We start from the raw sequence: 25,034 nt of genomic DNA on the forward strand, positions 1-25,034 counted from the left end.
TTCTTCGTTTTTAACAGAAACGGCTTGCTAGTATTTTGCTAGTATAGATTTTTTCGAATCGCCGAGACCCATTGGTATAACTATCGGTTTACTTTTCATTAGCCAGTAGCGTGGTTCCTGTTTTGCCATGGGATCTCAGTGAGCTTGCGATGTGTGGATGGATTAACATTCTCACCCTCATTTTAAGCGGCCAAATTCCTAAACCGTGTGTACTGCGGTTCAAATAACATCTTCACAGTACCGAGAGGACCATTACGATGTTTGCAAGTGATTAATTCTGTAATCCCAATATCACATGTATCAGGATCGTAGTACTCATCTCGATAAATCATAACCACCATATCGGAATGACTTTCTAGCGATTGTGTTTCTCGTAGATCACAAAGCATTGGACGTTTATTGACTCGACATTCAATATCTCGATTAAGTTGAGACATCACGATGACTGGAACTTGCAACATTTGTGCCATCTGTTTTAGACGAATCACTATGTCCCCCAATTCTGCATCTCGAGATTCATCGTGGATAAACGTTCTACCATCCATAAGTTGTAAATAGTCAATAACTACTAGCCCTAGAGATTTCTTTTCTTGCTCTTGAACCTGCTGACATTTAGTAATCATTTCTTCTACTGTGATTGTGGTTTGCCCACTAATGAAAATTGGCGACCTCCCAAGAGCTTTAATGCCTTCTCCAAGGACTGTCCACTCATCTTCTTGAAGTCGTCCTGTTCTAAGCCTTCCTATTTCAATCCCAACTTCCATCGATAAAAGTCGATAGGTGTATTGCTCTTTACTCATCTCTAAACCAAAGATGCAAACAGGAAGATCCTGTATCAGAGCAACATTTCTCGCCATGTTTAATGCCAAGGATGTTTTACCCATCGCAGGTCTACCAGCAAGAACAATTAAAGACCCTCTTTGCAGTCCTTGAGTCATTGCATCGAAGTCGTAGAAATTTACAGGGACTCCATTGGAAGTACCAAGAGAGTGACTTTCGATTTCATTGAAAACTGAGGTAAGGATTTCTGCTGTCGATTCCAGTTCTTCTGGATGCGGTGTTTGTTCTCTCCCTTGAAGCCCAAGTTTCTTGTTATTCTTCTTCTTCTTTTTAACCATCAAATATTTTTGGCTGGACTATCATCTAAACCATAAAATTTTGATCTGACTAGAGGAAGAAATACTTAAGCTTAGATTCCACGTTAACTCTTTGGATTATCTTTAGCTTCTTCAAAAATTTCATCGAGAAGCCTCTCCATTACTGCTCCTCTGCGTTCTAGACCCCATTGCTCTTTGAGCTCATCAAAGCGTCTGACGATACGCTCGGGAAGCCTGATTGTGATTTCTGAATAAGCTTCTTTTTGGCTGTTTTCAGGCTCTTGAGACATGCCTTGGCCTCATCCAAGTAGGACTAATTACAGGGTTGCATTAAATAAGGAAACTCGCCATTTTATAAATCCGTCCAGCTTTCAAAATAGGTAATGAAGAGGTGGCAGAATTATTGAAGGAGAATTGCCAATGAGTGAACCTAATACTTCTGAAGAGTTTGTTGATTTTTATACCTTTCATAGACTCTTAGATTAGAACTACCTCCGCTTTATTACCTCCGCTTTATTACCTCAGCGTAATTACTGAGGTAATAAAGCGGAGGTTTAAATACTCCGGCGTAAAGACGGATTTACTGCAGGCCTCTTTCTCGACTACATAAGAGTAGGGCTTTGATGAGATCCTTCTAGGAACTCATTGAAAACTGAGGAGACCTTTGCTTTTCAGAAAGGCTTACTGTAAAACAACTAAGATTAAAGCTATGACAAATTCATTTTCAAAAACTAAATACCTTCAGGGAGATGATTATCACACTAGGCAACGTTCTGAGTTACATAGACGTTATATGGTTTTGGAATCAAAGCGCAATCAATTAGAACATGATCTAAGAACAGTCAAAGCCTTAATACTCTCAATTCATGGAGAAATGGAGCTATATTTTACTTGTGAACAATTGAAATCTTATCAATAAACAAATAGCTAATCTAAAATTGCTATTTATCTTTAATACGCACTTTGTATTTCTTGTGTATATTTTTTGAATGGACTCATTTGATCCTGCAATTCAATCAACAGCATCAAGTGGTTGGGAACCTTTTGTGACATTGGTAATTTTTGCTGCAATAGGATCTTTTTTTCTTGGCGCACTTTTTACGGCTATAACGAAAGGCATGAAAGAAGAAGGTTGGTTTAATTTGAATAACAATAAGAATGACGACTAATTAAAGATAATGGCTAAGAAAACAAAACCTTATAATGATTAATTCGATTTTTCTGAGGAACACTTCAAAAAACACAGCCAAGATGACAAAGATCAACCATATTTTCTTTTTCAAGAATCAAAAACTGCCTCACTATTAATTTATTTCCAGCCTCCTAATAGAAGGCTTAGATAAACCTGCATGAAAAGTTGAGCTAGATCCGCTAGAAAGGTTTTATGAACTATCAAATGCTGCTTGAGTGTTATGCCAAGGGAGTAACAATTTCTAAGGATGAAGCAGAACTTTTAGATATAGAACTTTATTCTCAACTAGAAAGCATAAAAGTATCTAGAACCCAAGGTTGTATTGAAGTGGCACCAGACTATATTTGCCAAGCGTCAATGGTTCGTGAAGGGAGTCTTTGGATTGTATGCTTAGCATCCGTTTTAGATAAATTGACTCCACCAGCTTTAGGTAACAAGGCAAGAGGACCAAAAGTCTTGGAGGCATTGCTCAGGTATGAATATTTAGTTGAAAATCAGATTTGATTTCATCTTCATTTAACTATTGCTCCAGTATTTCAAGATTGATAAAATAGTGATCGTAATGACTCCGTATGTCCAGATAGTCCCACTGTTACCGGATAGTCGTTCCATCCATGGAGAAAGCCCTTTGTTTTCGATGATTAGGTTGTAGATGAATCCAAGAATTAATAGAGGAAGGATCAGCGCAAGGAAGGGATTCATTCGCAATGCCACTGATTACTTCTATTATCTCTTATATGGAAATATCTAAGTGGCAACCTTCAGAAGAAGAAAGAGAAGTAATGGAAGTTGTTTGGATGCAAGTTAAATGTGCATGCGAGAAACTAAAGGAAGAAACTAATGCGCAAGATGAACACGTCAGAAAGATGCTTCAAGAAATGGCTGATCGTTATTACTCATGAAACCTTGACCTTATGATAAACAACTAAGCCGAGTGCTAATCATCCTTAAGGGCAAATAAATGACCCCAATACTTGCTACGTCCACACAAGCAAACCTTCTTTACGCATTAGGAGGAGGGTTCGTTTTATTAGGTAGTTACTTCTTTGGAAGGCTTGTGACGTTCTTTTTTCCAAAAAACCCACTTATAAGGAAAGGGAAAAAGGATAAACAGGAGAATTAAATGAAAGAGAAAAAATGCTAAAGTCAGATCCGAATTATCCAGAAAACTTCTGGCCGAGAATAATCTTTTTGTTATTCAGTGGAGCTTTTATTTATTGGTTAATGACTTCTCCTAATTCACATTCAATATTGTACACATATTTAATAGACCCAATTCAGAACAAACTAAGTTCTTCCTAGAGCTTTCTCCTTTAAGGATTGCTGACCAAAAATAGAGAGAAATAAGTGAGAGAACGTTTGAGAAAATTTATATGGTTCGCTGAGAATCTAGTCCTAATTGTTTAGTTCTCTTGAATTATAATTTGTTTGATTATTTAAAAATCGAAACCTCGTTTAAAACCATGAGAAACCTTTTGGCAAGTGAGAGATCTAAATGGATTTTCGTAATAGGAGTGGTTGCAATCGGGGCAGGCTTTATCGCAAAAAATGTGATCTCATACCCGACTGAGTGTAGACCTGAAAAGGGTTTGGAAGTAACTCAGTTAATAAGACACCTAGTTTGAAATGCAAAAACTACTAATCCACTCGGACTTGGAATTGCGGCTATAGGTGTTCTTTCCCCTTACTTCAAGCAAATAGGTTTAGGTCACTTGCCTGGCGACATAATTTTGAAAAGTGAAAACTCAACCTTTTATTTCCCAGTGGTTAGTTGTATTGCTATTAGTTTGATTGTTTCTATTCTGCTTAACTTTTTCAGATCCTCTTAATGCTTGAATTACTGCATCAGTTATATCCGCCTTGGCATATCGCACTTGATTCTGTCCTGCTAATAGGAGTTGTTTCTTATTTCATTTTCGTCAGAAGGTAGAAGCAATGATTGACCAAAAGTAAACAGAAATAAGTAAGAGAAAGTTTAGGTAAATCTCTACGGTTCGCCGAAAACGTAGTTTTAGCTTGAAGTTGCTATTTTTATTAGTCAGTAGTTAATTTCTTTATTCATAGCAATAGATCTCAGTGAAAAAGGACGGTTCGAATCCTGTCGTCCTACTGATCTTGTAGGATTCTCTCCTTGAGAAGGGAGGCGGTAGAGAGATCTATGGATTACCTAGTTCCTGGTATTTAAAGTCTTTTAGAGCTTTAGAGTGTTAGTTTTTACTTTCCCTTTAAACAAACGAAATCTAGATTCTCAAATCTATTTGGATCTTTTGATTTCCAATATTTGCCCTGCTCTTCACATTGAGCGATGCTCTCCATTTCAATCTTTTCAAGATAGGCTGCGCTTTTACGAGCAGCGATTTTTAAAACCAACCAAATACTTTCTGCATTGGCGGGGCTAGGAAGGAAAAGCCCAATAGTTAGGAAAGATAGTAAAAAGCGTTTCATCTTGAATTAATTAAAGAGAACACAAGCCCACCAAAAGTAGAACCAACTAATAAAACCACCATTGCTAAGACAATGATTTTGGTAAGACTTCCGATCATGATTTTATTTTACTCTCACCAAAACTTAAGAGAATACTTGAGTAAAGGTTGAGTTAATCTCTACGGTTCGCTCAAAGCTTAGTCCACTGCTGAAAGTTATATTTTCATTAGCCAATACCTAATCTCTTCATCTCAGCCATGATTTCTTTACTCTTTTTTGCTTTCTAGTTGATCCAGCCCAAGTCTTCAACGTCAGGCTTGAGATGAAATCAATAAATGAATAGATCGCATCTGACCAAAATCTTTCCTTGCTCTCAACAATTCTGGTCTGGTTGAGAAGTCTAGTAATAGCAATCGACTTAAGAGAAGGCTATTGGGAATCATTCCAACTTTTTATGAATCCATTCTAACTTTGAATAAATAACTAGTGCTACCAAACTGGTTTGCTTTTCTATGGGGAGTATTCAATCTTTTCCTATAGCTAATTTTGGGAGGGGTATATCTATAATTTCAGTTTGAATTTAATTCCATGAATTTATTCTCTAAATTTCTTGTAAATAATTCTGAATTGTAAAGTGTTGAGGTTTTTCTTAACTTAGCTAATTGAGATTTTAAGTTTATTAGTTTCTCAGGATTTTCTGCTATATATAATGCTTTCTCTTCGTATTCTATTTCGCTGTTAGCGATTAGCTCAGGAAGACCAATGGAAGTAAGTATACTTGCAGATACTCTTGCAGCAAAACTCTCTCCAATTTTGGTCAGGACTGGCAACCCTGACCACAAAGCATCAGAGGTGGTTGTGTGTCCATTAAAGTTAAAGGTATCAAGGCCTAAATCACCAAGAGAATATCTTGCAAGATGTTTTTTTAATAATGGCAATTTATTAGCAAAGACCAATCTATTTGGATCTATATTTCTTTTCTCTGCTTCCTTAATCAAGTTTTCCATGGAATATTTATTTGATTTATATAACCAAAGCACACTCCCTTTTACCTTTGTAAGTAACCTCATCCAAATATCAAACTCTTTTGGAGTAATTTTCTTATTGGCACAGAAAGAAGTAAATACAAATCCTTTTTCAGGTAGGTTATATTCTTTGCGACTAATATCCTCCTTACATATTTCTTTTGTATTATCATTGCATTGATAACAACTTGGCATTCTTATGACCTTTTCGGTGTAAAGACTCTCATATTTTTTAGGTATTATAATTTCATCTGCGATGATATAGTCAATAGTATTAGCTCCAAGAGTTCCTGGATATCCAAGATAGCTAATTTGTATTGGAGCTACTCTGTAAGAAAATATTTCCATTCTATTATGAACAGTATAACCCATAAGATCAATAGCAATATCTAACTTATCATTCCTAGATAACTCAACAGCTTCAACATCATTAAGATTTTTTATATCTTTAAAAATACATCCAGAACTCTTAGCAATCTCAGTATATTTATCTTCTTTTGGCGCAAATGAGTATAAGTATATTTCAAATTTAGATTTATCATGCAACTTAAGTATTGAGGCCAGTAAATACATGACTGGATGTGCTCTGAAATCTGATGAGAAATAACCTATACGAATTTTTTTATTATTTAATTTATGTATTTCCTTTGATTTCCTATAGTATTTCTTCCTATACAGATTCTTAGCTCTCAGCAATTGTTTTAAGGGATTATCTTCATAATAAAATAATCCGAATGGTTGTGTATAGGAGCCCTCAATTCCAAGATTTTCAATCCAAATATTTTGGGTTTTTTGATCACTCCAGTCGCAGATTTTTCCTTTAAGAGTTATCAAACGCCACTTGGCATCGGCAAACTTATCATTCAATTTTATCGCTTTTTTATAGAAATTTATAGCATCATATAATTCACCAAGATCTTGTAAAATGCAGCCCATATTATAATAGGCTTGTCCAAAATTAGGTTTGAGTTTAATTGCTTCTTGAATAAAGAATTTAGCTTCTTTTAAATTACCAAGATCTTTTAAAACTCCTCCTAAGTTTGAATGTGCTATTGCATCATTTGGATTAAGTGCAATTGCCTTACGAATTGATAATTCAGCTTCTTTCAATTTTCCATGATTTATTAATATCATTCCATGATTGTTAAAAACTCTTTCATCTTTGAATCCATCTTCTATTAAAAATTGATAACACTTTTCTGCTTTAGATGTATTACCTTCTGAATGATATTTAAGTGCTTGAAGTAGTATTTGATAATGATTTTGTTTAGATTTTAAATATGGTACTTTTTTTTTATGAGATTTACTCTGATCGCCAAACCCTTTCATTGATATAGCAAAAATTTTGAATCCTGCTGATTCTAGTTTCTTTTTTAAGATTAAGTTTTAAAGTGTAATTATTATAACTTTATTGTCAGTAATTTATTTTATGTATTCGCTAACGCTTGAACTTTGTCTCTTGGCGTCTTCAGAAGTAGGTCACTGCGATATTTGGGGTATCGCCTTGTTGATGGATCACTACCTCAATTGGCCTTAAAATCTTTTACGAACAGAGGTGCTGCAAGAACTAATTTCATGCAGTTAGTAGAATAATTAGAGGATTACACTTCAATTAAAACCTTATTCTTCCATCTATTTCCTTTGTTTTAGCTCAATCAAGTTTCTATTACTAATCCCAAGGATTGTATTTCAGTTTAGCAAATGTATACTGAGAAAGTGTTGTATAATTCTCATTAAAAGGAAAAGGAATCAGAGAAAAGACAGCAATATGTGCCAATTCATCCCCAGAGCTGAAGAGTTAGGAAACCACAAAGGTAATTGGGAAAAAATGTTTGAAGAGGCATGATGGATTTATGGAATTTTCAACGAATTCAACTACGACAGTCTTAGATCCAAAGACAACAAAAAAGAAATATCCAGAAGCAAGGATAATAGTTCTAGATGATAACTTTAATACGTTTGAACATGTGGCAAATTGTCTCATGACAATCATTCCAGGAATGAGTAAAAAAAGATCATGGGCACTTGCCGTCGAAGTAGATAGTGAAGGTTTGGCGGAAGTATGGAGAGGTCCCCTTGAACAGGCAGAGCTGTATCATCAGCAACTGATCAGCAAAGGATTAACAATGGCACCAATTGAAAAAACATAAATTTTCTCATTGTTTTTTCCAATAGAGTTTTAGATGACGAGACTTTTTAATTGATCGCAAACGTCACACCCATAACTGCTGTGATGTCTTTTTGTATTGTACTTGTGTCATAAGAACCCCAGTTACTAACTCTGGTTGAATTAGGAACAGTGATTTGAAAGACCCCAGTATTTACTTTCTTTACGCTGCCTAGCTCCGAGCCTGTTTCACGGACAATCGCTTCGGCACGAATACGCGCATCTTTAGTGGCTTTAGCAAGCATGTCTATTCGTTTCCCGGCAAGCTTGGTATAAGTAAATTTGGGACTATTCGATTTTACAAGTACACCTTTACCAAGTAATTGGCTTATCTTTCGATGCACTTTATTAATGTTGACAACGTCTGTGCTTTCTATCTCTATCCATTGACTAGTTAGCCAATGAGTAGAAATGATTTTACCAGTTTTATTGTTTTTTGAGACTTGCTTTGACGTTGTAGCAGGGCCTAATTCTACTGTTTGGTAGTCATTTGTCTTCAGGCCATAGCTATTAAGGAAGTTAATTGTTTTCTTTATAGACTTTATATGGTTTTGATAGGAATCAATTTGAGAAGATCCTATAGTCTGAACTTTGATGTCCCATTTCGCCATATCACTTTCGATACGCTCTGTACTTGCTCCAGTAACAGTGATAGTGTCTTCTGCAGGCTTTAGCCCTGAGACTAAGATTTTTGTCGCACTTGTAAATCCGATGAATCCCCCTATTGAAAGGATGGACATTGCAAAAACAAGAGGAGGAGTTCTTCGAAATATTTGAACAGAGTTATTGGAGAGGGTCTTCAAAAATGAAAAAGGTTGCATGAGAATAACTTCGAAGTTGTGAGGAAGAAGTTGTAAGTGAAATCAAATCTTCTTTTCTTGGCCTTGATTTATACCCCTAGCTGGCCAATCAATTTTCATTTCACCAGGAAGGCACTTCATCGATGTGCCAATCTTCAAGCCGGTTCCTGATCATGCCTTATGTTAAGTAGGCTCGCAATAGTACAAATGATTTTTCTCTCAAGAGAGTTTGCCTGAAAACTTTCGCTTGAAAATTTGTGAATATTGTGTGAATGGATTTTTTAGATTTCGTCTAATCTCTTGGTATGACTGTAAACCATGCCTCTATTGGTTGTCAGTTGATACTCTCAGTTATAGCAATAGATCTTAGGGTGATTGTGTTAATGAATAGACCTTCTTAAACAACAATAGGCCTTAATGCTCAAGCATTAAGGCCTATTGTTGTTTAGTAGCTATTGATACATAATTACCCATCTTTCTAGTAATGGAGAGTGAGTAATGACCATTCAAAAGCCTTTCCATACAACTCCTCATGGAGGCTCAATTGTTTGCTTGCAAGGTCTGACTGGCAGAATGTTTAGAGCTTGTTCTTTAAATAAATGTACTTACACAGCAGATCTTCATTCTGCTAAATCCTATTTAGATTGTATTGAGAATAAAGAGGTTAAATTTCTCCCCTCACCAGTGAATAAAGAATGCATTCCAGTTCAGCGAAAAACAACTCTTAAGTGGAATGCTGATGGAAGCCTCTCATCAGTTGATATGGTTAGAATTTTAAGTCGCCTTGACAAGGAAAATCTCACTGAGTGTGAATTATCTTGCGAGTGGGGAAGTGAAAGCAGATAAAGAGATTATGTTTTTGAGCAGAACTTGTAAGTTGAATTCCATCACCTTTTAATGTACCTTGACCTAATATTTTGTTGGGGAGTAATGATCAAAAAGAGGTGTTTATACTCTTTGCGCGTTGTTCTTAGTTGATTATAAATTATATAGGAGTCCTAGCTTGTTGGTATTAAAATAAGAGCTGGACTCAAAGGGGGACATCGAAATACGTCCCCCTTCTTCATGTCTAAAAACATCTTTATTTGGTACTTTTTTGTTGTCATTAACGATATTTATCTGAAATTGTACAAATAAAGGGGCCAGAATAGGCCCCTTTATACCTATTTAGTCACCCCCATTGCTCGACTAGTTCAAAGCCTTAAAACTGAACAGGGCACTTTTCAGTTTCTTCAGTAGCAATTTTAGGTTTGTTTTGCTGGTACTAGTGCTTTGAGTTCTTCTTGAAGTTCATGCTCACGTTCGTCAATGATTTTGATACGTGACTGATAGTTCTCCTCAAGTCTTTTACGTGCAGCTTTAAGGTTGTCGAGTTCCTCTTGCCTTTGCTTACTCTTTATCTCCTCTAGTTGACTATCAGAGATAACATAAACAGTCCTCATCGGAGAAAAGTATGAGTCGAAGAGAACTGTGTCAAATAACGATGTGTTCATGATGTTCCGTGTGGGAATAGTATTATTCTGCCTCTAATGTTATAAATCAATAATGCTGTAAACCGAAGAAATGCATACGGTAAATATCACTTAAGACGGTTAATAACACTTTGCTTGGTAAGAACCGTACAGTCTAAATACTTTCGTGAAAGCACTATATGTAATTTATAAGAATGTGTTATAAATGAATTAACCGAATAGGAGGATTATGAAACTAAGAACTCCTTTTACAGTCTTTCCAAATCCGTTGAGAGATCTTGATTATATTCATGACTTCTCTTATGAATTACCACAACAAAAGCAAGATTTATTTTGGGAAGAGGAATGCAAACTTCATCCTGCTAAATCTACTTGTAAGCTCTACGAAGTGTAGACAAAATTCTTTGTCGTTATTTAGGGAATTTGCATACAGAAGCTCAGCATGTGCATTCTGGGCAAACACTTAGAACTGATGCACCTGTTGATCATGCAGGGAAAGGCGAAAATTTTGCTCCTACTGATTTACTGGCGACAGCAGTAGGGACTTGTTTCCTTACGGTGATGGGAATTACAGGAAAAGAAAAAGGTTGGGAATTAAGTGAGATAACAGTGGAAATTGAAAAGAAGATGACAACTCATGGTCCACGCAAGATTGAATCTTTATTGCTACAAATTAAAATGCCAAGTGATTTAGCGTTTGATCAATTAAAGGTTCTTCAAAGGGCCACGAAGGACTGTCCTGTTTTGAGAAATCTAGATAACTCAATACGAATTAACGTTCAGTGGAATCAATCGAAAAGTAAAAAAAAGATTTCTTTAAACTTTGTCCCCACGAATATGTTTAGGGAAACGCCTCAAGTCACTTTCTTTGATGCAGGAGTTAAGGGCTCTAATGGATCTGATGTAGTCATTCATCATAGAAGTGCAATTTCTCCTCCAAATGACAATGAAATTGAGCAGTATTATGTCCATCATCACCAGGTTGACCACAATTTTGTCTTAGCGGGGAAGCGTACTTTTACTTTGCTCAATCCCGAATGGGAAGATCCTCATCATGTGATTTATCTCAACCAAAAAATGGGTGCTCTCCAGATACCTATTGGTACTTATCATCGATCTGTTTCAGGGCCGGAAGGCAGTATTGTATTGAATCAGGCGGTTAGAGATAGCGATTTCGATCCAACGAAGGAATTTCAGCCTGTTAGTTTGAGACATCAAGCTGACTTGCAGAAAGCAAAGGCAGCCGACCCTGTTTTCTGGATTTGGGGAGATGGAAAAATCAGAAGATTGAAAGTTGGTGGTATTTCAAGTGGCAAGCAAAATATCACGGCTTAATTTCAATTAGGTTTCCAACTTCTGCTGATTCAATTTTTGTAAAAATGCCAATTCTTGTTAACTATTCAAGGTTTGTACTTCTAGTCGAACCAGTGCTTTGGGACCACTATGTCGCAGGTTCGAATCCTGTCGCCTCGACTGGAGCCTCAAGTTTTGTACCAGTTAAAAGGTGCCATAAGGGTGCTAAGAAATCTAGGGAATAAAAGCGCTTCTAAATTTCTAATTGAGGGGTTCACACCTTGGCGTACTTGTTTTTTGATTAATTTTGTCGATTTTTGATATATCTAGATCCGAAATCTCTAGCCCATAAAGATCAGCAATTTTTGTCATAGCGAGACCTTCGGCTCCTACCCATGATTCTGCTAAAACTTTCCAAGTTTTTTGACTGAATTCAACACCTAAGTTCTCATTTTGTTCTCTCTTTGCGTCCATCTCTAAAACTTTCTTTAAGCCCTCTGCACTTAAATGACTTTTAATTCTTAGGAAAACGATCTCCAACATTGAGTAGTAGAACTTTTCCATTGCATTGGTATAAGCCCATTCAGCATCTTTTTGAGCTTTCTTGACATCTTCTGCTGTGATCTCTGGCCTCATCTCTTTTGTTGTTATATGAGATATCTAAATCGTATAGCTTTTTTTTTTTGACGATCTTTTTTTAACCTCTTTTCAAGATTTTGCTTTAGGAGCACTAGGTGACAGGTTCGAAGCCTTTCGCCCCGATCTGTGAGGGATTGTTTCCTTAGGGGGTCCTTTTTTTATTGGGTGAAAAAATTAGGCTAAGGATGGGTAATGGAGGTGGAAGCTTTCTGCCCATGAGCAAGCTTCTCATTGGCGAGAATTAGTTCACAAGATCAAAACATACTTGCCAATACAAAACGATAATGATTATCATTAGTTGGTCATTGAATAAGGCTTGGCCGATGTCGCTTCCCCTAGTAAGATTATTCCCACGAAAACCATTAATTAATAGAGTAATTTTAAGTAACTCTCTTTTAGCTGGAGCAGTATTTTTAACTGGAATTAGTCAGAGTGTTCAAGCCCAGCCTAGCTCAATAGTTGCTGTTGAACCTTTAACTTGTGATCTTGTTTCTGCAATTTCACTACCTTCGAGCCCAGTTACTTGTTTGATTGATAGGAGTCGGGATGTGCATGATGTGAAATTTTCTCCGAGGCAGGCCCAAGCTTTAAATAATGCCAGTCAGATTTTTACCCTTGGGACAGAAATGACTCCCGCAATGAAAAAATGGCTGAATAATCCAATAACTGTTGTTGTTGGTGTAAGTGCAATAGAAATTGACGACCACGACGACCACGACGATCATTCAGCTTCTAACCACGACGACCACGACGATCACGACGATCATTCAGCTGCTAAACAAGACGAACACGATGATCATGGAGCTGAAGCTTTTGAATGGGCTGGTGTCTTTGAACTTTTACCAGGGACCTACAAATGGTCTTTTGCAAAAGTCGATGGCGACTATGCGGATCCTGCAATGAAAATGGTCATCCTTAAATCTGGGGATATTGAAGCATCAGAAGAGCTTGCTGAAGAATTATTAGAGTCCAAAAATTCAGAAGTTAAACGCAATAATGACAAACTTGTTGCACAGGAAAAAGCCTATGTCCTTACATTTAATGAGAGAAAAGACAGCACAACATTCAAGGTTGAAATCAAAAAAGCTGGTAAATATGCATTCTTTACTGAGCATATGCCTTTTGAGTTTGAAGCCGATGAGCATTTCTTTAAAGATGTTTCAGGCGATGATATTGAACCGATAGCTCAAGTTCCAGATGAAGGTGGTGATCATCATCATCACCATGATCATGGAGGACTAGATCCACATATTTGGCATGACCCTCATAACATCATCAAGATGGGAAATGTCATTTCTAAAAATCTCAACAAGAAAGTTTCATTCTTTGATAGAGAAACTAAAAAAGTTATAAAAGAAAGAACTCAATCTGTTAATTCTATTTTAGAAGATTTAGATCAATGGACTCAAAGACAAGTAGCAACAATCCCTTCTAATCAAAGGACGATAGTTTCTAAGCATAAAGCTATGGAATACTATGGGGATGCTTTTGGTTTGAAAACTATTAGCTTATTAGATTTTCTTGGTCATTCATCGAGTCTTAGGCCTCAGACCATTTCAAAAGTAATAACAGAGCTTAGAGAAGAGAATGTACAAGTTATATTTGCTGAGCAAAAACCTCCTTCAAAGCTATTGAATAACTTGAGTAGACAAACTTCGACTCCTATCGCAAAACAACAAATTTTTGTTGATGGTTTAATGCTTACAGGAAATACTATTTCTGTATCTGTTCATAACACATGTACCATAGTTGATTCTTTGGGTGGTTCCTGTAATAAGAAAGCAGGTAATCAACTATCCTATAGGTGGGATTTATTAACTAATTGAAAAGTTAAATCTTTGTTCTTGTGATCTTTCATATTCGAAGTCTCCTAATCAACTATGATTAGGAGACTTTAGGGTTTATTGACTTTACTAAAAACTCAGGAGAAAAATGACTATAGAAAACAAAGTCCCTGTTACCATCCTTACTGGCTTCCTTGGCTCTGGCAAAACCACTCTTCTTAATCGGATTCTGAGTGAAGAACACGGTAAACGAATAGCTGTAATCGAAAATGAATATGGTGAAGTTGGTATTGATCAGGGTCTGGTCATTAATGCTGACGAAGAAGTCTTTGAAATGTCCAACGGTTGCATTTGCTGCACCGTTCGTGGTGATCTGATTCGAGTATTAGGCAACCTCATGAAGCGACGCGATAAATTCGACTATGTGTTGGTTGAGACAACAGGACTTGCTGATCCTGGCCCTGTTGCTCAGACATTTTTTATGGATGACGAAATCCGTAATGAATTTTCTCTTGATGGCATTGTTACTCTTGTTGATGCGGCTCATATTGATCAGCAACTCGGTCGAAGTGATGAAAGTTCTGAGCAGGTTGCCTTCGCAGATGTTCTTGTCCTAAATAAAACGGATTTAGTTTCTGATGAATCTCTTGATATTCTTGAATCACGGCTACGAGATATGAATCGTATGGCTCGTGTTGTGCGTAGTAAGCAAGCTGAGGTGTCTATTGATACTGTGCTAAACCTTAGTGCTTTTGATCTAGATCAGGTGTTAAAGCGTCGCCCCACTTTCCTTGAGCCAGAATATCCATTCGAATGGACAGGTGTCTTTTCTCTTGAGAAAGGTCTTTATGAACTTAGCCTCGAAGACGGACCTGATCCAACTATGTCGCTTGTCGTTCTGGAAGGTCAGGGGATTGACGAAGCAGCTCTTAATATTGGTGCAGAATCTTGCGTAAGACTATACGCTGACTCTGCGGAACTTCTTTATCCAGAAAGCACAATTCCAATCGGAAAACATGTGAGTCTTCAGCTTCAGTCGAATGGGCGTAAGTCTTTCTATTTAGAACTTCAAAACGCTACTCATATTGGGCTGTTTACTCAGCACACATCTGAGGAATTTGATATAAAAGTATTCCGTGTTGATAGTTCAATTACTTCAACTGCAATTGATATCAAAAATGAATTTATGGTTCAACCTAAAGCTGAGCGTACTTGGGTTGCAGAGCATGAACATGATGATGAAGTGGGATCAATTGCTATCGAGCGATTAGGTGATGTTGATCCAGAAAAACTCAATAAGTGGTTGAGTCGTCTCCTCTCAGAAAAAGGTGTAGATATATTTAGGACGAAAGGATTTATAAGTTATGCGGGTGAGTCCCGACGAATGGTTTTTCAAGGGGTTCACATGCTTTTCACTGCTCAGCCTGATAAAGAGTGGGGAAGTGAACCACGCCGCAATCAATTAGTGTTTATTGGTCGAAATCTTGATGAAGAAGAAATGTCTAGGGAGTTCGATAATTGCCTGGTATAGAAGCCTTTAGTCCAAAGGGCATGCTTCACAAGGGGTGGAGTGCTCAAGTTGAGGACTATGCCATTACATGCGGATGGGTCCTACAAGGTAAAGCCTTTTTGGTGGGCGACTCTGTAGGTGGGATTTATGCATTTGAGGGTAAGTCTGGAGATGTTATTTGGAATAAAAAGGAGGTACATAAGGGCGGATTACTTGCAATGTCTATTCATCCTGATGGAAATTCTTTTTCTACTGCAGGCCAGGATGGCCAAGTTTTGATATGGGATAGCAAAGAAGGTCAGTTAAGTAAGGTTTTGGATCTTGGAAAAGGTTGGGCTGAGAATATCAAATGGTCTCCTGACGGCAATTTCTTAGCGGTAACTCTTTCCAGATACGTCTATGTTTTCTGTGCTAATGGTCAAGAGCAATGGTGCTCAGGCGAACATCCAAGTACAGTCAGTGCCATTGAATGGTCGAAGTCGAATGAACTGGCAACTGCATGCTATGGCCGAGTAACTTTTTTCGACGTAGTTAATAAAAAGGTGAATCAGAAATTGGAATGGCAAGGTTCACTAATCTCTATGGTGCTGAGCCCTAATGGTGACATTGTGGTTTGCGGTAGTCAGGACAATTCTGTACATTTCTGGCGAAGGTCAACTAATCAAGACTCAGAAATGACTGGCTATCCTGGTAAACCAAGCCAACTGGCATTTGATCATAGTGGCACGCTTCTAGCTACAGGAGGGAGTGAAATAGTAACGGTTTGGAGTTTTCACGGGAATGGTCCTGAAGGTACAGTCCCAGGCCAATTAACTCTTCATAATGATTTTATTTCTAGTCTTTCTTTTTCTCATAACGGAATGTTATTGGCTTCAGCAGCGAGGGATGGTTCGGTTTTTGTGTGGTTTCTCAATAATAACGGTCAAGGTGATCCAGTAGGAGGTGCATTTGCAGGAGAACTTGTTAGCCAAATTGCATGGCGACCTGATGACTGCGCTCTCGCTGCCGTGAATGCAAAAGGAGGGATTATTATTTGGGATTTTAAAGTGCGTACTGAAACATCTGCCAAAGGATTTGCATGATTAGACCTTGTCTAGTGTGAAATAGTCCAATTATTTTTGCCTTGCACAAAACTTCTAAGACGCGCTTTGATATCAAATGATTTGTGATGTTAGACGCTTGCTAGTATGGCTTTCTAGAAAGTGCTGAGATCCCTTGATAGAGTTGATTGTTCGCTTCTTCTAGTGCAATGCTTAGACAGAAGTTCTCAGTCAAATCCTATTTTTAAAAGCATCTATAAAAATAAATGATCGATCTCAAGCGCAACGGAAAAAAAGAAATTGTAAAAGCAACTGGAGTGCGTAGTAGAGAATCGTCTTCTTATACCCCAAATCAAACCGCAGATTTCAAAATTAGTAGAGGTCGTTTTTCTAACTTCCTGAGTTGCAAACGTTGCTTCTATCTAGACCGAGTAATGGGTCTTGATCCTCCTGGAACGCCAGGTTGGACACTCAATGAAACTACTGACTTTCTACTGAAAAAAGAGTTTGATGAGTGCAGAGAATCACAGACACCACATCGTTTATTTGTCCCTAACGGATTGGGTCATGTGGTTCCTTTTGATCATCCAGAAATGGATAACTGGAGGAACTCTCTTCATCGTGGATTGATGCTCAGACACAAAGAGACAAGCATCATTTTGACGGGTGGTGTAGACGATATTTGGCTAGATACAAGAACTAAACAATTGATAGTTGTGGACTACAAATCTCAGGCAAAGAATGGACTAGTAAGCAAACAGGAATATCTAGATGATCCATACCATGAGGGATACAAACTTCAAATGAACTTCTATGCCTACCTTCTTAAAGGCATGGGATTTGATGTTCATCCAACGTCTTACTTTTTAGTGTGTAATGCCAAGAGAGATGGTGATGGATTCCATAAGACGATGAACTTTGATGAGTACCTCGTTCCCTACAATTGGACTACTGATGGACTGGAAGATCAAATTGATGAGATGGTTGATTTGATGAATCAACACGAAATTCCTGAACCTAATGAATGTTGTAAGAACTGTGCTTATGCCGATCAATATGCAAAAGCAGTTCATCTAACAAGTAACAGTGGCGCTCAGAGTATTCAAAGAACACTATTTTCTTCAGCAGATGAGATATAATTTAGTTTAGATATTCTTGATAAAGAAGGTTCTTTTTAATGTGTGGCTTTGTTGGAGTTATATCAAATCACTCTACGCCAGTAAAAAAATTAAAAGAGGCACTTAAGATAATTAATTATAGAGGTCCGGACTCGTCTGGCATATATCAAGATAAAAACGTTCAATTAGGATTTAATAGGCTATCGATACAAGATATCAGTGATGCAGGAGATCAGCCGATGGAATCTTTTTGCAAGAGATATATTATTGTTTTTAATGGAGAAATATATAATTACAATGAAATAAAAAAAGCATTAGATAAATCTAATAAATCTTTCCAATGGAAATCAAAAGGTGATACAGAAGTCCTTTTGAATTGTATAAAATATAAAGGGTTAGAAGAGACACTTAAAATAATAGAAGGAATGTTTGCTTTTGCTCTTTGGGATAAATTAAGAAATAAAATATATCTATGCCGTGACCATTTTGGACAAAAACCTTTATTCTATTCTACTGAAGACTTTGAGGGAGAAAAATCTATTCTTTTAGCTTCTGAAGCAAAAGCTTTTATTCCATATAAACATAAACTTGAAGTAGACATAAAAAAAGCTTTCCCATCATTATTTCTAACCGGTATGCCTTTGGAAGGATCAATTTTTAAAAGTGTTAAAAGTATTCTTCCTGGTACATACATACAAATAGATGTAGATACTATTTCAATAGAATCTGTTACTGAATACTTTCATCCTAGCTCATTAGTCGATGAAAATAAATATAATTATTACTCTAAAAGATCATTGAATGATCTAACTGATGAGTTAGATTATTTAATGAATCAATCAGTAAATAAACATTGTATTTCTGATGCTGGAGTAGGACTTTTATTTAGTACTGGAGTTGATTCTAATCTAATTACAACCTACTTAAGTAATGATAAGAAAAAGAAATTATATCATGCTTCATCATCTTCTACAAAGCTATTTGGATTCCCTCAGAAGATAGCATCTCTTAATAATTTAAATCTAGTCTCTTTAAATGTGGATGAGCCTAATCCTATTTATCAGCTCCCAAAACTTTTATGGTCATATGAAGAACCTAATAAATTAGAAGGTCTTATCCTTTCACAATTATGCAAGCTATCGAGATTAGATGGTATTAAAGTATTGTTATCAGGCTGTGCTGCTGATGAATTGTTCGGTGGGTACAGTTACTTTAGTGGGATGTGTTGGAACCAAAGAATTAATCAAATTTCTAAATTTATACCATTAGGTCTTATCCTTAATAAATTATTCTCTACCGAAGCACTTGCTTATGGATGTTCAGAACATTACAATCTATATTCACCTACTTCTTTCTCAGCAATCACACCATTACTTGCTTATTCATTAAAAGGAGATGAATTAAATAATAACTTTACTAGGGCTATGCAAAGCTATTCATTTATTAGCTCTAGCTTGGAGAGGCATGCTAATTCTTTTCTTTTAGATGAGATATCATCTAGATTACCTAGGTTTTTGTTACGGAATGATCGTTTTAGCATGATGGAGTCTATAGAATTAAGAGTACCTTACTTAGATCAAAAGATTGTATCTTTTGCTGTGAATATTTCTTCGTTAAGGAGAGGGAATCCATTTAGTCTAAATCACTCAAAGAAAGGAAAGATACTAATAAGAAAACTTATAGAAGATAAATATAAGGGTAAATTTAGAATGCAAAATTTCCCTAAGAAAGGACCTACATTTAATTGTGATAAGCAATTAGATTTAGCAGTTGGATCTTGCGAATTTCATCATTTGAGTAATCTGCTTGGAATATCTAGAGATTCAATTGCAAAACTCATGGGTATAGGTGCTTATGGTTCTAGTTTCTCAAATAGGACAAAATACTCTTTTCTTTCTTTTGAGTTGATTATGATGATGTATGAGTCATCTATGAGTATAAATGAAGTTGAAAATTATCTTTTCGAGTTAATCTAATTATGCGGAATATTTTGTTTAGCTAATCAGTTTTTATTTAAGATTTTAATAAATTATTAGTAAAAGTAACTATTTAGACTTCGATAATACATTCAAATTGTTGTGATGAAACTGGACACCTTTTCCAGCTTGATATCAAACCTTTGTAATCTTTTAAACTGCAATTAATAGATTGATACTCTTTCGATTCTAATAAAGGGAAAAAATGTGTAAATGGAAAAATATCAAAGTATTTAACATTTCCAGATAGGTTATAATCTAATATTGTTTGATTATTAGACCAACTATAGAAGGTATTTTTCAGATAGTATGGAGATGAGGAAACTCTATTTACAATATGCTTTAATTTGGAATTTTTATAAAGCTTTGAGTTTATATATTCTTTAAAGTGTATAGAACTCATCTCACCAAGTGATACATAATTGCAGCATAAGTCAAAGGATTCATTTGATGCTATTTCAAATAAATGTGCTGGTACTAAATTAATTATATTTCCTTCAAAGGATAAAGAGTCCGTAGTTTTATTAATAATATTTATCTCTTTGTCTTTAAAAATACTTTTAATATAATATGCAGCGAGGGGTATGTTTTCACCTAATTCTATAAGAGTATAGTTTTTACTTGGATATGTTTCAGCCAAGAGGGATATAAAGCCACCATAGCAACCTCCAATATCAACTATAGAATGAATATTTTTCATTGTTTCTTTCCCTAATGTGAAAAACAAGCGTTCTCTTAGGTAAAGATATCTTAGCCATCTTAGATTCCATTTAAAAGTAGAATCAAGCTTCATTATTGGCGGATTACCAATATCATTAATTGATTTATTGTAATTTGAAACTCCTAATTGAGAACGTTTATATTGTGAATAATTCCACATAATCCAATCTCTTTCAGCATAAGCAAAGGGATGCAAATATTTTAGAAGACTTCTAATAGTGTATTTAGAAATATTCTGAAATCTGTTTTTGCCTTTCAGGCACTTATATCCATTAAGCGAATGCATTTCCCCTATAATAGAATTACTTTCTGGATGACGAAAGTTCAAAAGAAAGTCTTTGCATAATGATTTATCTTCTAATATACTTCTTTGTTTTAGAATTCTACTTTTGTAACTGCGTTCAATATTTGATAGGTATGAATCGTCTGTAAAACTGAATAGTCTAGAAGATAAGCTTTTTAATATTGAAGATTTAGAATTTATAGTGAACAAATTAATAAGAGAGTTAATTAATTATAGTAACTATTTTATTGCTAAAAAGCCTTCAAAACATATAAATTTATATATACTCATAACATCTTTGAATCCAGCCCTTTTTAATAAATCCATATTCCCTTTATGTGAGAAGGGTTCAAGTACTCCCTTCAAGCTTTGTGCTTTTGATAAGATGTTTTCGGCAGTATAATTTTGCTTGACTTTATACTCAGTATAAATTTGAGTCATGTAATCTTGAAACCTTGCATCGGGCGCCCGCACTTTCTCAAACATAAGAAAACTAGACCCCCATTCTAGTGATTCATATATTTTAGAAATAATATCTTGCCTACAAGCTGTTGGTATAAATTGCATAGTATAGTAGGAAGTTATAAACGATGACTTTTCAAGACTAATGTCTCTAATATCTGAATTTATAAAGTTAATTTGATTATACTTTCTTTGACTATCTTTACACATCTCTTCTACAGGCTCTATTCCTATTAATTCGAGGTTTTTTTCTAAATGTCGTTTATGTAAATTTCCTAGAAATTTCCCAGAAGAAGATCCTATATCATAAACTCTAGAATTTTGACTGCAAAAAAAATCACTAGTCCATAAACCTAGGTCGTGTGTAAGCTTGTAGCATGGAATAGATCTTTCTATATGTGTTTCAAACTTATCTAACGGTATATCCTCAAAAGACCAAGAAGCAGAACCTTTTTTTATATTTTCGCCTAAATTCATTTTTCAGAATCAGATGATTTAATTGCTCTAGCGTTGATCATCATCGTTAGAGCAATTAACTAATTATACGACTATCTCAGCTCGCTTTCCTTCTATGCTTGATGAATCTTCTTGCTATAACTTTGTTGGAATAGATTTTCGCGAATCGCTGCTCTACATAGGTATAAGTTGTAGCTCAATTTTTATTAGCCAGTAGTTAATTTTATTCATATCTATGGGGTTAGGTCTAAAAGAGCGGCTTATTTAAAGTCTTCTAATTTTGATAATTGACGAAGTCTTTAGTTATGTCAGATAAGAAGAAGAGAAAGAATTGTACAAAGAAGAAATATCCAGCCTGGAAGGGCGGTAAATGAATTTGTCATGGTCAATAGGGTCTTCCTAAAGCGGTTTCCTTTAAGGATTACTAATCAAAAGTCAAGTGAAACTAATGAGAAAAGGTTTGAATAAAGTTTCCTCAAAACATAGATTCTTTGTGATGACTAAAGCTCCACTTTTAATGAGCAATTAGTTAGGTTCTTGTCATGCCATTGGGCCTCAGCGAAGAATACTTTTGAGGTAGAGCTCGAAAAGCCTGTAAATGCACTTTCTAGTCAAGTAAAGGATTGCATGAAATGCTTACTACTTCTCTAAAAAGCTTTATCATCAAACTAACTTTGAACCTGCAGTGAAAAAAGTTCTTCCAGTAGTACTTGCTCTTTCAATGATTCCTGTCCCTGTACTTTCTTGGGGTTGGGGAGGAGCTGATGGCGATTGCCCTTATTCGAAGAATAAAGCAAATCAAGAGAAGACAGAGCAAGTGGACGAGCCAGATCAGTAAGTTTTGTTTGGGATTATTTCTGCGTTAGGAGCTGCCAGCTCTTGGACATATGCTTGTTACTTATGGAGAAAGCAGACTAAATATCTCTCTGCTGCACAAATAAATATAACGAAAAATATAATTGCTTTTATTATATTCTTTCCCATTATCTTAACTTTTGACTTTCAATCTAGTTTTAAAGATATTTTTATTCTTTTTTTAAGTGGAATTATAGGAATTTCTGTAGGTGATACTTTTTATATAATATCTTTAAAAAAAATAGGTACACGCCGTACTCTTACTGTTGAAGCTCTTTCTCCCATTATTGCAACATTTTTAGGGTCAGTTTTTATGGAAGAGATACTTCCTTTTAAGGTATGGGTAGGAGTTTTTATAGTAAGCATTTCTTTGGTAGGTGTAGCTTTTCAGAAAACCATAAATACTCAATATATTATATCAAATAAAGATAGAAAAGAAGGTTTTATTTTTGCTATTTTTTCAGTATTATGTGCTGTTATTGCTGCCGCTTTATCGAGATCTGTACTCACACAATCTGATCTAAACCCATTTCAAACTACAGAAATTCGTTTACTTGGAAGCGTTTTTGCTCTCCTTCCTTTCCTAGGGAAAAATTTGACTTATTCAATTAGAATGATTCCTTTGAAAATTAAGCTTAGTCTTTTGTTTGCAACATTCTTGGGGACAAATATAGGCATTTTATTGCAGCAAAATGTTTTTAAATTATTGCCTATTGGATTAGGTTGGACACTTTTAAGTACTTCTCCAGTAATGGCACTTTTCCTTTCAGGAATGGAAGGAGAGGAGGTTACTTGGAAAACATATCTATTAACTGCAACGACAATATTAGGCGTCGGAATAGTATTCATTTGAGAATTACTCAGCATCTTGTTCTTCTTTCTTGATTAAGCCTGAGTAAAACCTATAGGGGCTTTTGGTTCCGAAAGTTTGAAAAGAGTTTGAGCAAGATTTAGTCCTTGCTTCTAATCCCTTGCTAGAGAAGCAGTCTCACTCTTGATGGACCAGAATTTAATTAATTCTTTCCCCGCGTCCTGACTGGTATATGGGAAAAATTAGTGTTTGTGAATTTTGCGTAAAACGAGCGGTCTGCTAATTAAGTCTGTTGTTTCATCTATTTCCTCTTACCTGGAAACACTTTCAGACTTCCTAGGATTTTACTTTACTTAGATTCTGGCTCTTTTCTAAATCAGGCTAGGGAAATCTAGTTCTAGTCAGGTCTGAGGTTAATCTGCAGCAAGAAAGTCTTTCCCCCATATCACCTGATATTACTGCTTTTCGAACAGTTGTATCTTTTGTAGCATTTAAAGTGCTGTTGAATTTGCTTCATATCTCATCTTTATATGTTAGGGTTTAAGCGCATTTATGAAATAACGAACTGCTTTTTAGTTTTTCATATCAAAGATTATGACTTCTTCAAAACAACAAGAAAATATAAAAGAACAAATATCTTGTAAATTAGTTTCTGAAATAATTAGAGATCGTATTAAATCTAATGGTGCAAGATTTCATGCTAATGATAATATTTCAGATTATATTCTACCTGGAGAGCTTGAAACTCTTGAAAAAGAAGTTGCTACTAGAGTAAAAGATTTACTTAAGACATTATTAATCGATATTGAAAATGATCACAATACTCAAGAAACTGCTGAAAGAGTTTCTAGGATGTATTTAAATGAAGTATTTAAAGGAAGATATTATCCACAGCCTAAAGTAACTAGCTTCCCTAATGATAAGAGTTTAGATGATATATATACTTTAGGTCCAATAAGTATTCGTTCTGCATGCTCTCATCATATGGTTCCAATATTAGGAGATTGCTGGATTGGCATTAAACCAGGGGATAAAGTTATTGGAATTTCAAAATTTGCAAGAGTAACTGATTGGGTTTTTTCTAGGCCACATATTCAAGAAGAGGCTGTCATGATTCTCGCTGATGAAATCGAACGTTTATGTGAACCAAAAGGTTTGGCAATTCTTGTAAAGGCTCAACATTATTGTATGAAATGGAGAGGGATCAAAGAACCAAATACTAGTATGATTAATACAGTAGTTAGAGGTGAATTTCGAACTGATAAATATTTGAAACAGGAATTCTTAGATCTTGTTAAGCAACAAGCCAATCCTTCTAATAGCTATTAGAAGAGTTGTCTCTGTAGGAAGAATTTTTATCTATTAAATAGATTCTGCTTTTAATTCATCTTTTTTAGTTATTAAATCTGTAGTTTTTAAGGCTTGATTACGATCATCTTTCTTCATTAGAACATGAATTACCTAAATACGTAATTACTTTTCTAAATCACTTAAGGAATTTCCTTCCTTAATTGGCATTATTTATCCTTCAATTGCTTTATGTTTATAATTTAATTAGAGAATTTTCTTGTTAAAAATCTGCGAATAGATTTTTTATTTTCTTTACCTGATAAACCTCTCTAATTACAAATCACTTTTTCTCTTTATGACTGAGAGGTAAATGTTTGAATATGTGGCGCAGTCATTTCTACGTTTTATCTTCTTCTTCAAATTGTTGGTACTTCTTTCTTAATCGTTTGTATTCCTCGTGGAGGCCTCCTAGTTGCCATGAATCTCTAAAACCTCTTGGTCCATCTACGAGGAGTTTTTCTACCTCAGGTGGATGCCTTTTCATTCTCAAGAACTCTTGCTGCCACGAGGTGTCATTCCATTTAGTACTCATTGTTATCACTACTTTTGGATTAGTATTG

General features: G+C 35.6%; 29 protein-coding genes and 1 pseudogene. 20 read left to right on the forward strand and 10 right to left on the reverse strand.

Features of this window, described 5'->3' with window-relative positions; all coding sequences use genetic code 11:
* Positions 1-182 precede the first annotated feature (182 nt).
* Positions 183-1,043, reverse strand: a pseudogene (locus SOI85_RS08120) (DnaB-like helicase C-terminal domain-containing protein); the annotation flags it as partial.
* A gap of 158 nt (positions 1,044-1,201) precedes the next feature.
* Positions 1,202-1,387 carry a hypothetical protein gene (locus tag SOI85_RS08125; RefSeq protein ID WP_320663889.1) on the reverse strand — a complete coding sequence of 62 codons (186 nt, stop codon included), beginning with the start codon at positions 1,385-1,387 and terminating at the stop codon, positions 1,202-1,204.
* A 419-nt stretch (positions 1,388-1,806) separates the two neighbouring features.
* Between SOI85_RS08125 and SOI85_RS08130 the strand changes: the two genes are divergently transcribed.
* From SOI85_RS08130 to SOI85_RS08160, 7 genes are all read left to right on the forward strand, one after another.
* Complete coding sequence (locus SOI85_RS08130; RefSeq protein ID WP_320663890.1) at positions 1,807-2,016, forward strand: hypothetical protein; 210 nt, start codon at positions 1,807-1,809, stop codon at positions 2,014-2,016.
* Positions 2,017-2,086: 70 nt separating this feature from the next.
* Positions 2,087-2,266: a hypothetical protein gene (locus SOI85_RS08135; RefSeq protein WP_320663891.1), complete on the forward strand. Its 180-nt coding sequence runs from the start codon at positions 2,087-2,089 to the stop codon at positions 2,264-2,266.
* 215 nt (positions 2,267-2,481) lie between these two features.
* Positions 2,482-2,793, forward strand: coding sequence for a hypothetical protein (locus tag SOI85_RS08140; RefSeq protein WP_320663892.1), 312 nt, complete (start codon positions 2,482-2,484; stop codon positions 2,791-2,793).
* 203 nt (positions 2,794-2,996) lie between these two features.
* Positions 2,997-3,191 (forward strand): hypothetical protein, encoded by a 195-nt coding sequence (locus tag SOI85_RS08145; RefSeq protein ID WP_320663893.1) that lies wholly within the window; start codon positions 2,997-2,999, stop codon positions 3,189-3,191.
* A gap of 59 nt (positions 3,192-3,250) precedes the next feature.
* The gene (locus tag SOI85_RS08150) at positions 3,251-3,412 is read left to right on the forward strand and encodes a hypothetical protein (RefSeq protein ID WP_320663894.1); all 162 of its coding nucleotides are present in this window, start codon (positions 3,251-3,253) and stop codon (positions 3,410-3,412) included.
* A gap of 340 nt (positions 3,413-3,752) precedes the next feature.
* Positions 3,753-3,914: a hypothetical protein gene (locus SOI85_RS08155; RefSeq protein WP_320663895.1), complete on the forward strand. Its 162-nt coding sequence runs from the start codon at positions 3,753-3,755 to the stop codon at positions 3,912-3,914.
* 72 nt (positions 3,915-3,986) lie between these two features.
* Complete coding sequence (locus SOI85_RS08160) at positions 3,987-4,118, forward strand: DUF2905 domain-containing protein (RefSeq protein ID WP_320665165.1); 132 nt, start codon at positions 3,987-3,989, stop codon at positions 4,116-4,118.
* Positions 4,119-4,503: 385 nt separating this feature from the next.
* On the opposite strand, the gene SOI85_RS08165 is transcribed toward SOI85_RS08160, so the two are convergent.
* Both SOI85_RS08165 and SOI85_RS08170 read right to left on the reverse strand, forming a co-directional pair.
* On the reverse strand, positions 4,504-4,734 hold the full coding sequence (locus SOI85_RS08165) for a hypothetical protein (protein WP_320663896.1): 231 nt from the start codon (positions 4,732-4,734) through the stop codon (positions 4,504-4,506).
* A gap of 548 nt (positions 4,735-5,282) precedes the next feature.
* The gene (locus SOI85_RS08170) at positions 5,283-7,067 is read right to left on the reverse strand and encodes a tetratricopeptide repeat protein (protein WP_320663897.1); all 1,785 of its coding nucleotides are present in this window, start codon (positions 7,065-7,067) and stop codon (positions 5,283-5,285) included.
* Between the two features lie 524 nt (positions 7,068-7,591).
* Between SOI85_RS08170 and clpS the strand changes: the two genes are divergently transcribed.
* Positions 7,592-7,888 (forward strand): ATP-dependent Clp protease adapter ClpS, encoded by a 297-nt coding sequence (gene clpS, locus SOI85_RS08175; protein ID WP_320663898.1) that lies wholly within the window; start codon positions 7,592-7,594, stop codon positions 7,886-7,888.
* A gap of 46 nt (positions 7,889-7,934) precedes the next feature.
* On the opposite strand, the gene SOI85_RS08180 is transcribed toward clpS, so the two are convergent.
* Positions 7,935-8,726: an SIMPL domain-containing protein gene (locus SOI85_RS08180; RefSeq protein ID WP_320663899.1), complete on the reverse strand. Its 792-nt coding sequence runs from the start codon at positions 8,724-8,726 to the stop codon at positions 7,935-7,937.
* 477 nt (positions 8,727-9,203) lie between these two features.
* On the opposite strand from SOI85_RS08180, the gene SOI85_RS08185 reads away from it, so the two are divergent.
* Complete coding sequence (locus tag SOI85_RS08185) at positions 9,204-9,551, forward strand: hypothetical protein (protein ID WP_320663900.1); 348 nt, start codon at positions 9,204-9,206, stop codon at positions 9,549-9,551.
* Between the two features lie 398 nt (positions 9,552-9,949).
* Here the strand turns inward: SOI85_RS08185 and SOI85_RS08190 are convergent, their stop codons facing one another.
* A complete protein-coding gene (locus tag SOI85_RS08190) occupies positions 9,950-10,198 on the reverse strand; it encodes a hypothetical protein (RefSeq protein WP_320663901.1) in 249 nt (82 codons plus the stop codon).
* A gap of 208 nt (positions 10,199-10,406) precedes the next feature.
* Between SOI85_RS08190 and SOI85_RS08195 the strand changes: the two genes are divergently transcribed.
* Genes SOI85_RS08195 through SOI85_RS08205 form a run of 3 tightly spaced genes read left to right on the forward strand, consistent with a single transcriptional unit; the run spans position 10,407 to position 11,715 of the window.
* Positions 10,407-10,571 carry a hypothetical protein gene (locus SOI85_RS08195; RefSeq protein ID WP_320663902.1) on the forward strand — a complete coding sequence of 55 codons (165 nt, stop codon included), beginning with the start codon at positions 10,407-10,409 and terminating at the stop codon, positions 10,569-10,571.
* A gap of 29 nt (positions 10,572-10,600) precedes the next feature.
* Positions 10,601-11,512, forward strand: coding sequence for an OsmC family protein (locus SOI85_RS08200; RefSeq protein ID WP_320663903.1), 912 nt, complete (start codon positions 10,601-10,603; stop codon positions 11,510-11,512).
* A 44-nt stretch (positions 11,513-11,556) separates the two neighbouring features.
* Positions 11,557-11,715: a hypothetical protein gene (locus SOI85_RS08205; RefSeq protein WP_320663904.1), complete on the forward strand. Its 159-nt coding sequence runs from the start codon at positions 11,557-11,559 to the stop codon at positions 11,713-11,715.
* A 16-nt stretch (positions 11,716-11,731) separates the two neighbouring features.
* Here SOI85_RS08205 and SOI85_RS08210 read toward each other — a convergent pair whose 3' ends face one another.
* Positions 11,732-12,106: a hypothetical protein gene (locus SOI85_RS08210; RefSeq protein ID WP_320663905.1), complete on the reverse strand. Its 375-nt coding sequence runs from the start codon at positions 12,104-12,106 to the stop codon at positions 11,732-11,734.
* Between the two features lie 326 nt (positions 12,107-12,432).
* On the opposite strand from SOI85_RS08210, the gene SOI85_RS08215 reads away from it, so the two are divergent.
* The 5 genes from SOI85_RS08215 (at position 12,433) to asnB (ending at position 19,537) form a co-directional block, all read left to right on the forward strand.
* Complete coding sequence (locus tag SOI85_RS08215) at positions 12,433-13,935, forward strand: metal ABC transporter solute-binding protein, Zn/Mn family (RefSeq protein ID WP_320663906.1); 1,503 nt, start codon at positions 12,433-12,435, stop codon at positions 13,933-13,935.
* Between the two features lie 106 nt (positions 13,936-14,041).
* Complete coding sequence (locus SOI85_RS08220; protein WP_320663907.1) at positions 14,042-15,424, forward strand: GTP-binding protein; 1,383 nt, start codon at positions 14,042-14,044, stop codon at positions 15,422-15,424.
* The gene (locus SOI85_RS08225) at positions 15,412-16,485 is read left to right on the forward strand and encodes a hypothetical protein (RefSeq protein WP_320663908.1); all 1,074 of its coding nucleotides are present in this window, start codon (positions 15,412-15,414) and stop codon (positions 16,483-16,485) included. Before SOI85_RS08220 ends, SOI85_RS08225 begins: the two co-directional genes overlap by 13 nt.
* Positions 16,486-16,709: 224 nt before the next feature.
* Complete coding sequence (locus SOI85_RS08230) at positions 16,710-17,582, forward strand: PD-(D/E)XK nuclease family protein (RefSeq protein WP_320663909.1); 873 nt, start codon at positions 16,710-16,712, stop codon at positions 17,580-17,582.
* A 38-nt stretch (positions 17,583-17,620) separates the two neighbouring features.
* Positions 17,621-19,537: an asparagine synthase (glutamine-hydrolyzing) gene (gene asnB, locus SOI85_RS08235; protein WP_320663910.1), complete on the forward strand. Its 1,917-nt coding sequence runs from the start codon at positions 17,621-17,623 to the stop codon at positions 19,535-19,537.
* A gap of 73 nt (positions 19,538-19,610) precedes the next feature.
* On the opposite strand, the gene SOI85_RS08240 is transcribed toward asnB, so the two are convergent.
* Together SOI85_RS08240 and SOI85_RS08245 are read right to left on the reverse strand one after the other, a co-directional pair.
* A complete protein-coding gene (locus SOI85_RS08240; protein WP_320663911.1) occupies positions 19,611-20,543 on the reverse strand; it encodes a putative sugar O-methyltransferase in 933 nt (310 codons plus the stop codon).
* Between the two features lie 237 nt (positions 20,544-20,780).
* On the reverse strand, positions 20,781-21,479 hold the full coding sequence (locus tag SOI85_RS08245; RefSeq protein WP_320663912.1) for a methyltransferase domain-containing protein: 699 nt from the start codon (positions 21,477-21,479) through the stop codon (positions 20,781-20,783).
* Between the two features lie 664 nt (positions 21,480-22,143).
* On the opposite strand from SOI85_RS08245, the gene SOI85_RS08250 reads away from it, so the two are divergent.
* The 3 genes from SOI85_RS08250 (at position 22,144) to folE (ending at position 24,453) form a co-directional block, all read left to right on the forward strand.
* The gene (locus tag SOI85_RS08250; RefSeq protein ID WP_320663913.1) at positions 22,144-22,296 is read left to right on the forward strand and encodes a hypothetical protein; all 153 of its coding nucleotides are present in this window, start codon (positions 22,144-22,146) and stop codon (positions 22,294-22,296) included.
* 3 nt (positions 22,297-22,299) lie between these two features.
* Positions 22,300-23,166 (forward strand): EamA family transporter, encoded by an 867-nt coding sequence (locus SOI85_RS08255; protein WP_320663914.1) that lies wholly within the window; start codon positions 22,300-22,302, stop codon positions 23,164-23,166.
* A gap of 552 nt (positions 23,167-23,718) precedes the next feature.
* Positions 23,719-24,453, forward strand: coding sequence for a GTP cyclohydrolase I (gene folE / locus SOI85_RS08260; RefSeq protein WP_320663915.1), 735 nt, complete (start codon positions 23,719-23,721; stop codon positions 24,451-24,453).
* 358 nt (positions 24,454-24,811) lie between these two features.
* Here folE and SOI85_RS08265 read toward each other — a convergent pair whose 3' ends face one another.
* The gene (locus SOI85_RS08265; RefSeq protein ID WP_320663916.1) at positions 24,812-25,006 is read right to left on the reverse strand and encodes a hypothetical protein; all 195 of its coding nucleotides are present in this window, start codon (positions 25,004-25,006) and stop codon (positions 24,812-24,814) included.
* Positions 25,007-25,034: the final 28 nt, after the last annotated feature.

This window comes from Prochlorococcus sp. MIT 1223, from assembly GCF_034092465.1.
In the GTDB taxonomy this organism is placed as follows: Bacteria; Cyanobacteriota; Cyanobacteriia; order PCC-6307; family Cyanobiaceae; genus AG-402-N21.

What these genes read in the sequence shown, in the direction of transcription:
- SOI85_RS08210 (WP_320663905.1), bottom strand. Translation starts at nt 12,106, where the DNA reads ATGAGGCCAGAGATCACAGCAGAAGATGTCAAGAAAGCTCAAAAAGAT.
- SOI85_RS08240 (WP_320663911.1), bottom strand. Translation starts at nt 20,543, where the DNA reads ATGCATTCGCTTAATGGATATAAGTGCCTGAAAGGCAAAAACAGATTT.
- SOI85_RS08140 (WP_320663892.1), top strand. Translation starts at nt 2,482, where the DNA reads ATGAACTATCAAATGCTGCTTGAGTGTTATGCCAAGGGAGTAACAATT.
- SOI85_RS08135 (WP_320663891.1), top strand. Translation starts at nt 2,087, where the DNA reads ATGGACTCATTTGATCCTGCAATTCAATCAACAGCATCAAGTGGTTGG.
- SOI85_RS08180 (WP_320663899.1), bottom strand. Translation starts at nt 8,726, where the DNA reads ATGCAACCTTTTTCATTTTTGAAGACCCTCTCCAATAACTCTGTTCAA.
- SOI85_RS08230 (WP_320663909.1), top strand. Translation starts at nt 16,710, where the DNA reads ATGATCGATCTCAAGCGCAACGGAAAAAAAGAAATTGTAAAAGCAACT.
- SOI85_RS08245 (WP_320663912.1), bottom strand. Translation starts at nt 21,479, where the DNA reads ATGAATTTAGGCGAAAATATAAAAAAAGGTTCTGCTTCTTGGTCTTTT.
- SOI85_RS08190 (WP_320663901.1), bottom strand. Translation starts at nt 10,198, where the DNA reads ATGAACACATCGTTATTTGACACAGTTCTCTTCGACTCATACTTTTCT.
- SOI85_RS08265 (WP_320663916.1), bottom strand. Translation starts at nt 25,006, where the DNA reads ATGAGTACTAAATGGAATGACACCTCGTGGCAGCAAGAGTTCTTGAGA.
- clpS (WP_320663898.1), top strand. Translation starts at nt 7,592, where the DNA reads ATGGAATTTTCAACGAATTCAACTACGACAGTCTTAGATCCAAAGACA.
- SOI85_RS08215 (WP_320663906.1), top strand. Translation starts at nt 12,433, where the DNA reads ATGTCGCTTCCCCTAGTAAGATTATTCCCACGAAAACCATTAATTAAT.
- SOI85_RS08220 (WP_320663907.1), top strand. Translation starts at nt 14,042, where the DNA reads ATGACTATAGAAAACAAAGTCCCTGTTACCATCCTTACTGGCTTCCTT.
- SOI85_RS08125 (WP_320663889.1), bottom strand. Translation starts at nt 1,387, where the DNA reads ATGTCTCAAGAGCCTGAAAACAGCCAAAAAGAAGCTTATTCAGAAATC.
- SOI85_RS08170 (WP_320663897.1), bottom strand. Translation starts at nt 7,067, where the DNA reads ATGAAAGGGTTTGGCGATCAGAGTAAATCTCATAAAAAAAAAGTACCA.
- asnB (WP_320663910.1), top strand. Translation starts at nt 17,621, where the DNA reads ATGTGTGGCTTTGTTGGAGTTATATCAAATCACTCTACGCCAGTAAAA.
- SOI85_RS08185 (WP_320663900.1), top strand. Translation starts at nt 9,204, where the DNA reads ATGACCATTCAAAAGCCTTTCCATACAACTCCTCATGGAGGCTCAATT.
- folE (WP_320663915.1), top strand. Translation starts at nt 23,719, where the DNA reads ATGACTTCTTCAAAACAACAAGAAAATATAAAAGAACAAATATCTTGT.
- SOI85_RS08155 (WP_320663895.1), top strand. Translation starts at nt 3,753, where the DNA reads ATGAGAAACCTTTTGGCAAGTGAGAGATCTAAATGGATTTTCGTAATA.
- SOI85_RS08205 (WP_320663904.1), top strand. Translation starts at nt 11,557, where the DNA reads ATGCCAATTCTTGTTAACTATTCAAGGTTTGTACTTCTAGTCGAACCA.
- SOI85_RS08130 (WP_320663890.1), top strand. Translation starts at nt 1,807, where the DNA reads ATGACAAATTCATTTTCAAAAACTAAATACCTTCAGGGAGATGATTAT.
- SOI85_RS08145 (WP_320663893.1), top strand. Translation starts at nt 2,997, where the DNA reads ATGCCACTGATTACTTCTATTATCTCTTATATGGAAATATCTAAGTGG.
- SOI85_RS08165 (WP_320663896.1), bottom strand. Translation starts at nt 4,734, where the DNA reads ATGAAACGCTTTTTACTATCTTTCCTAACTATTGGGCTTTTCCTTCCT.
- SOI85_RS08150 (WP_320663894.1), top strand. Translation starts at nt 3,251, where the DNA reads ATGACCCCAATACTTGCTACGTCCACACAAGCAAACCTTCTTTACGCA.
- SOI85_RS08195 (WP_320663902.1), top strand. Translation starts at nt 10,407, where the DNA reads ATGAAACTAAGAACTCCTTTTACAGTCTTTCCAAATCCGTTGAGAGAT.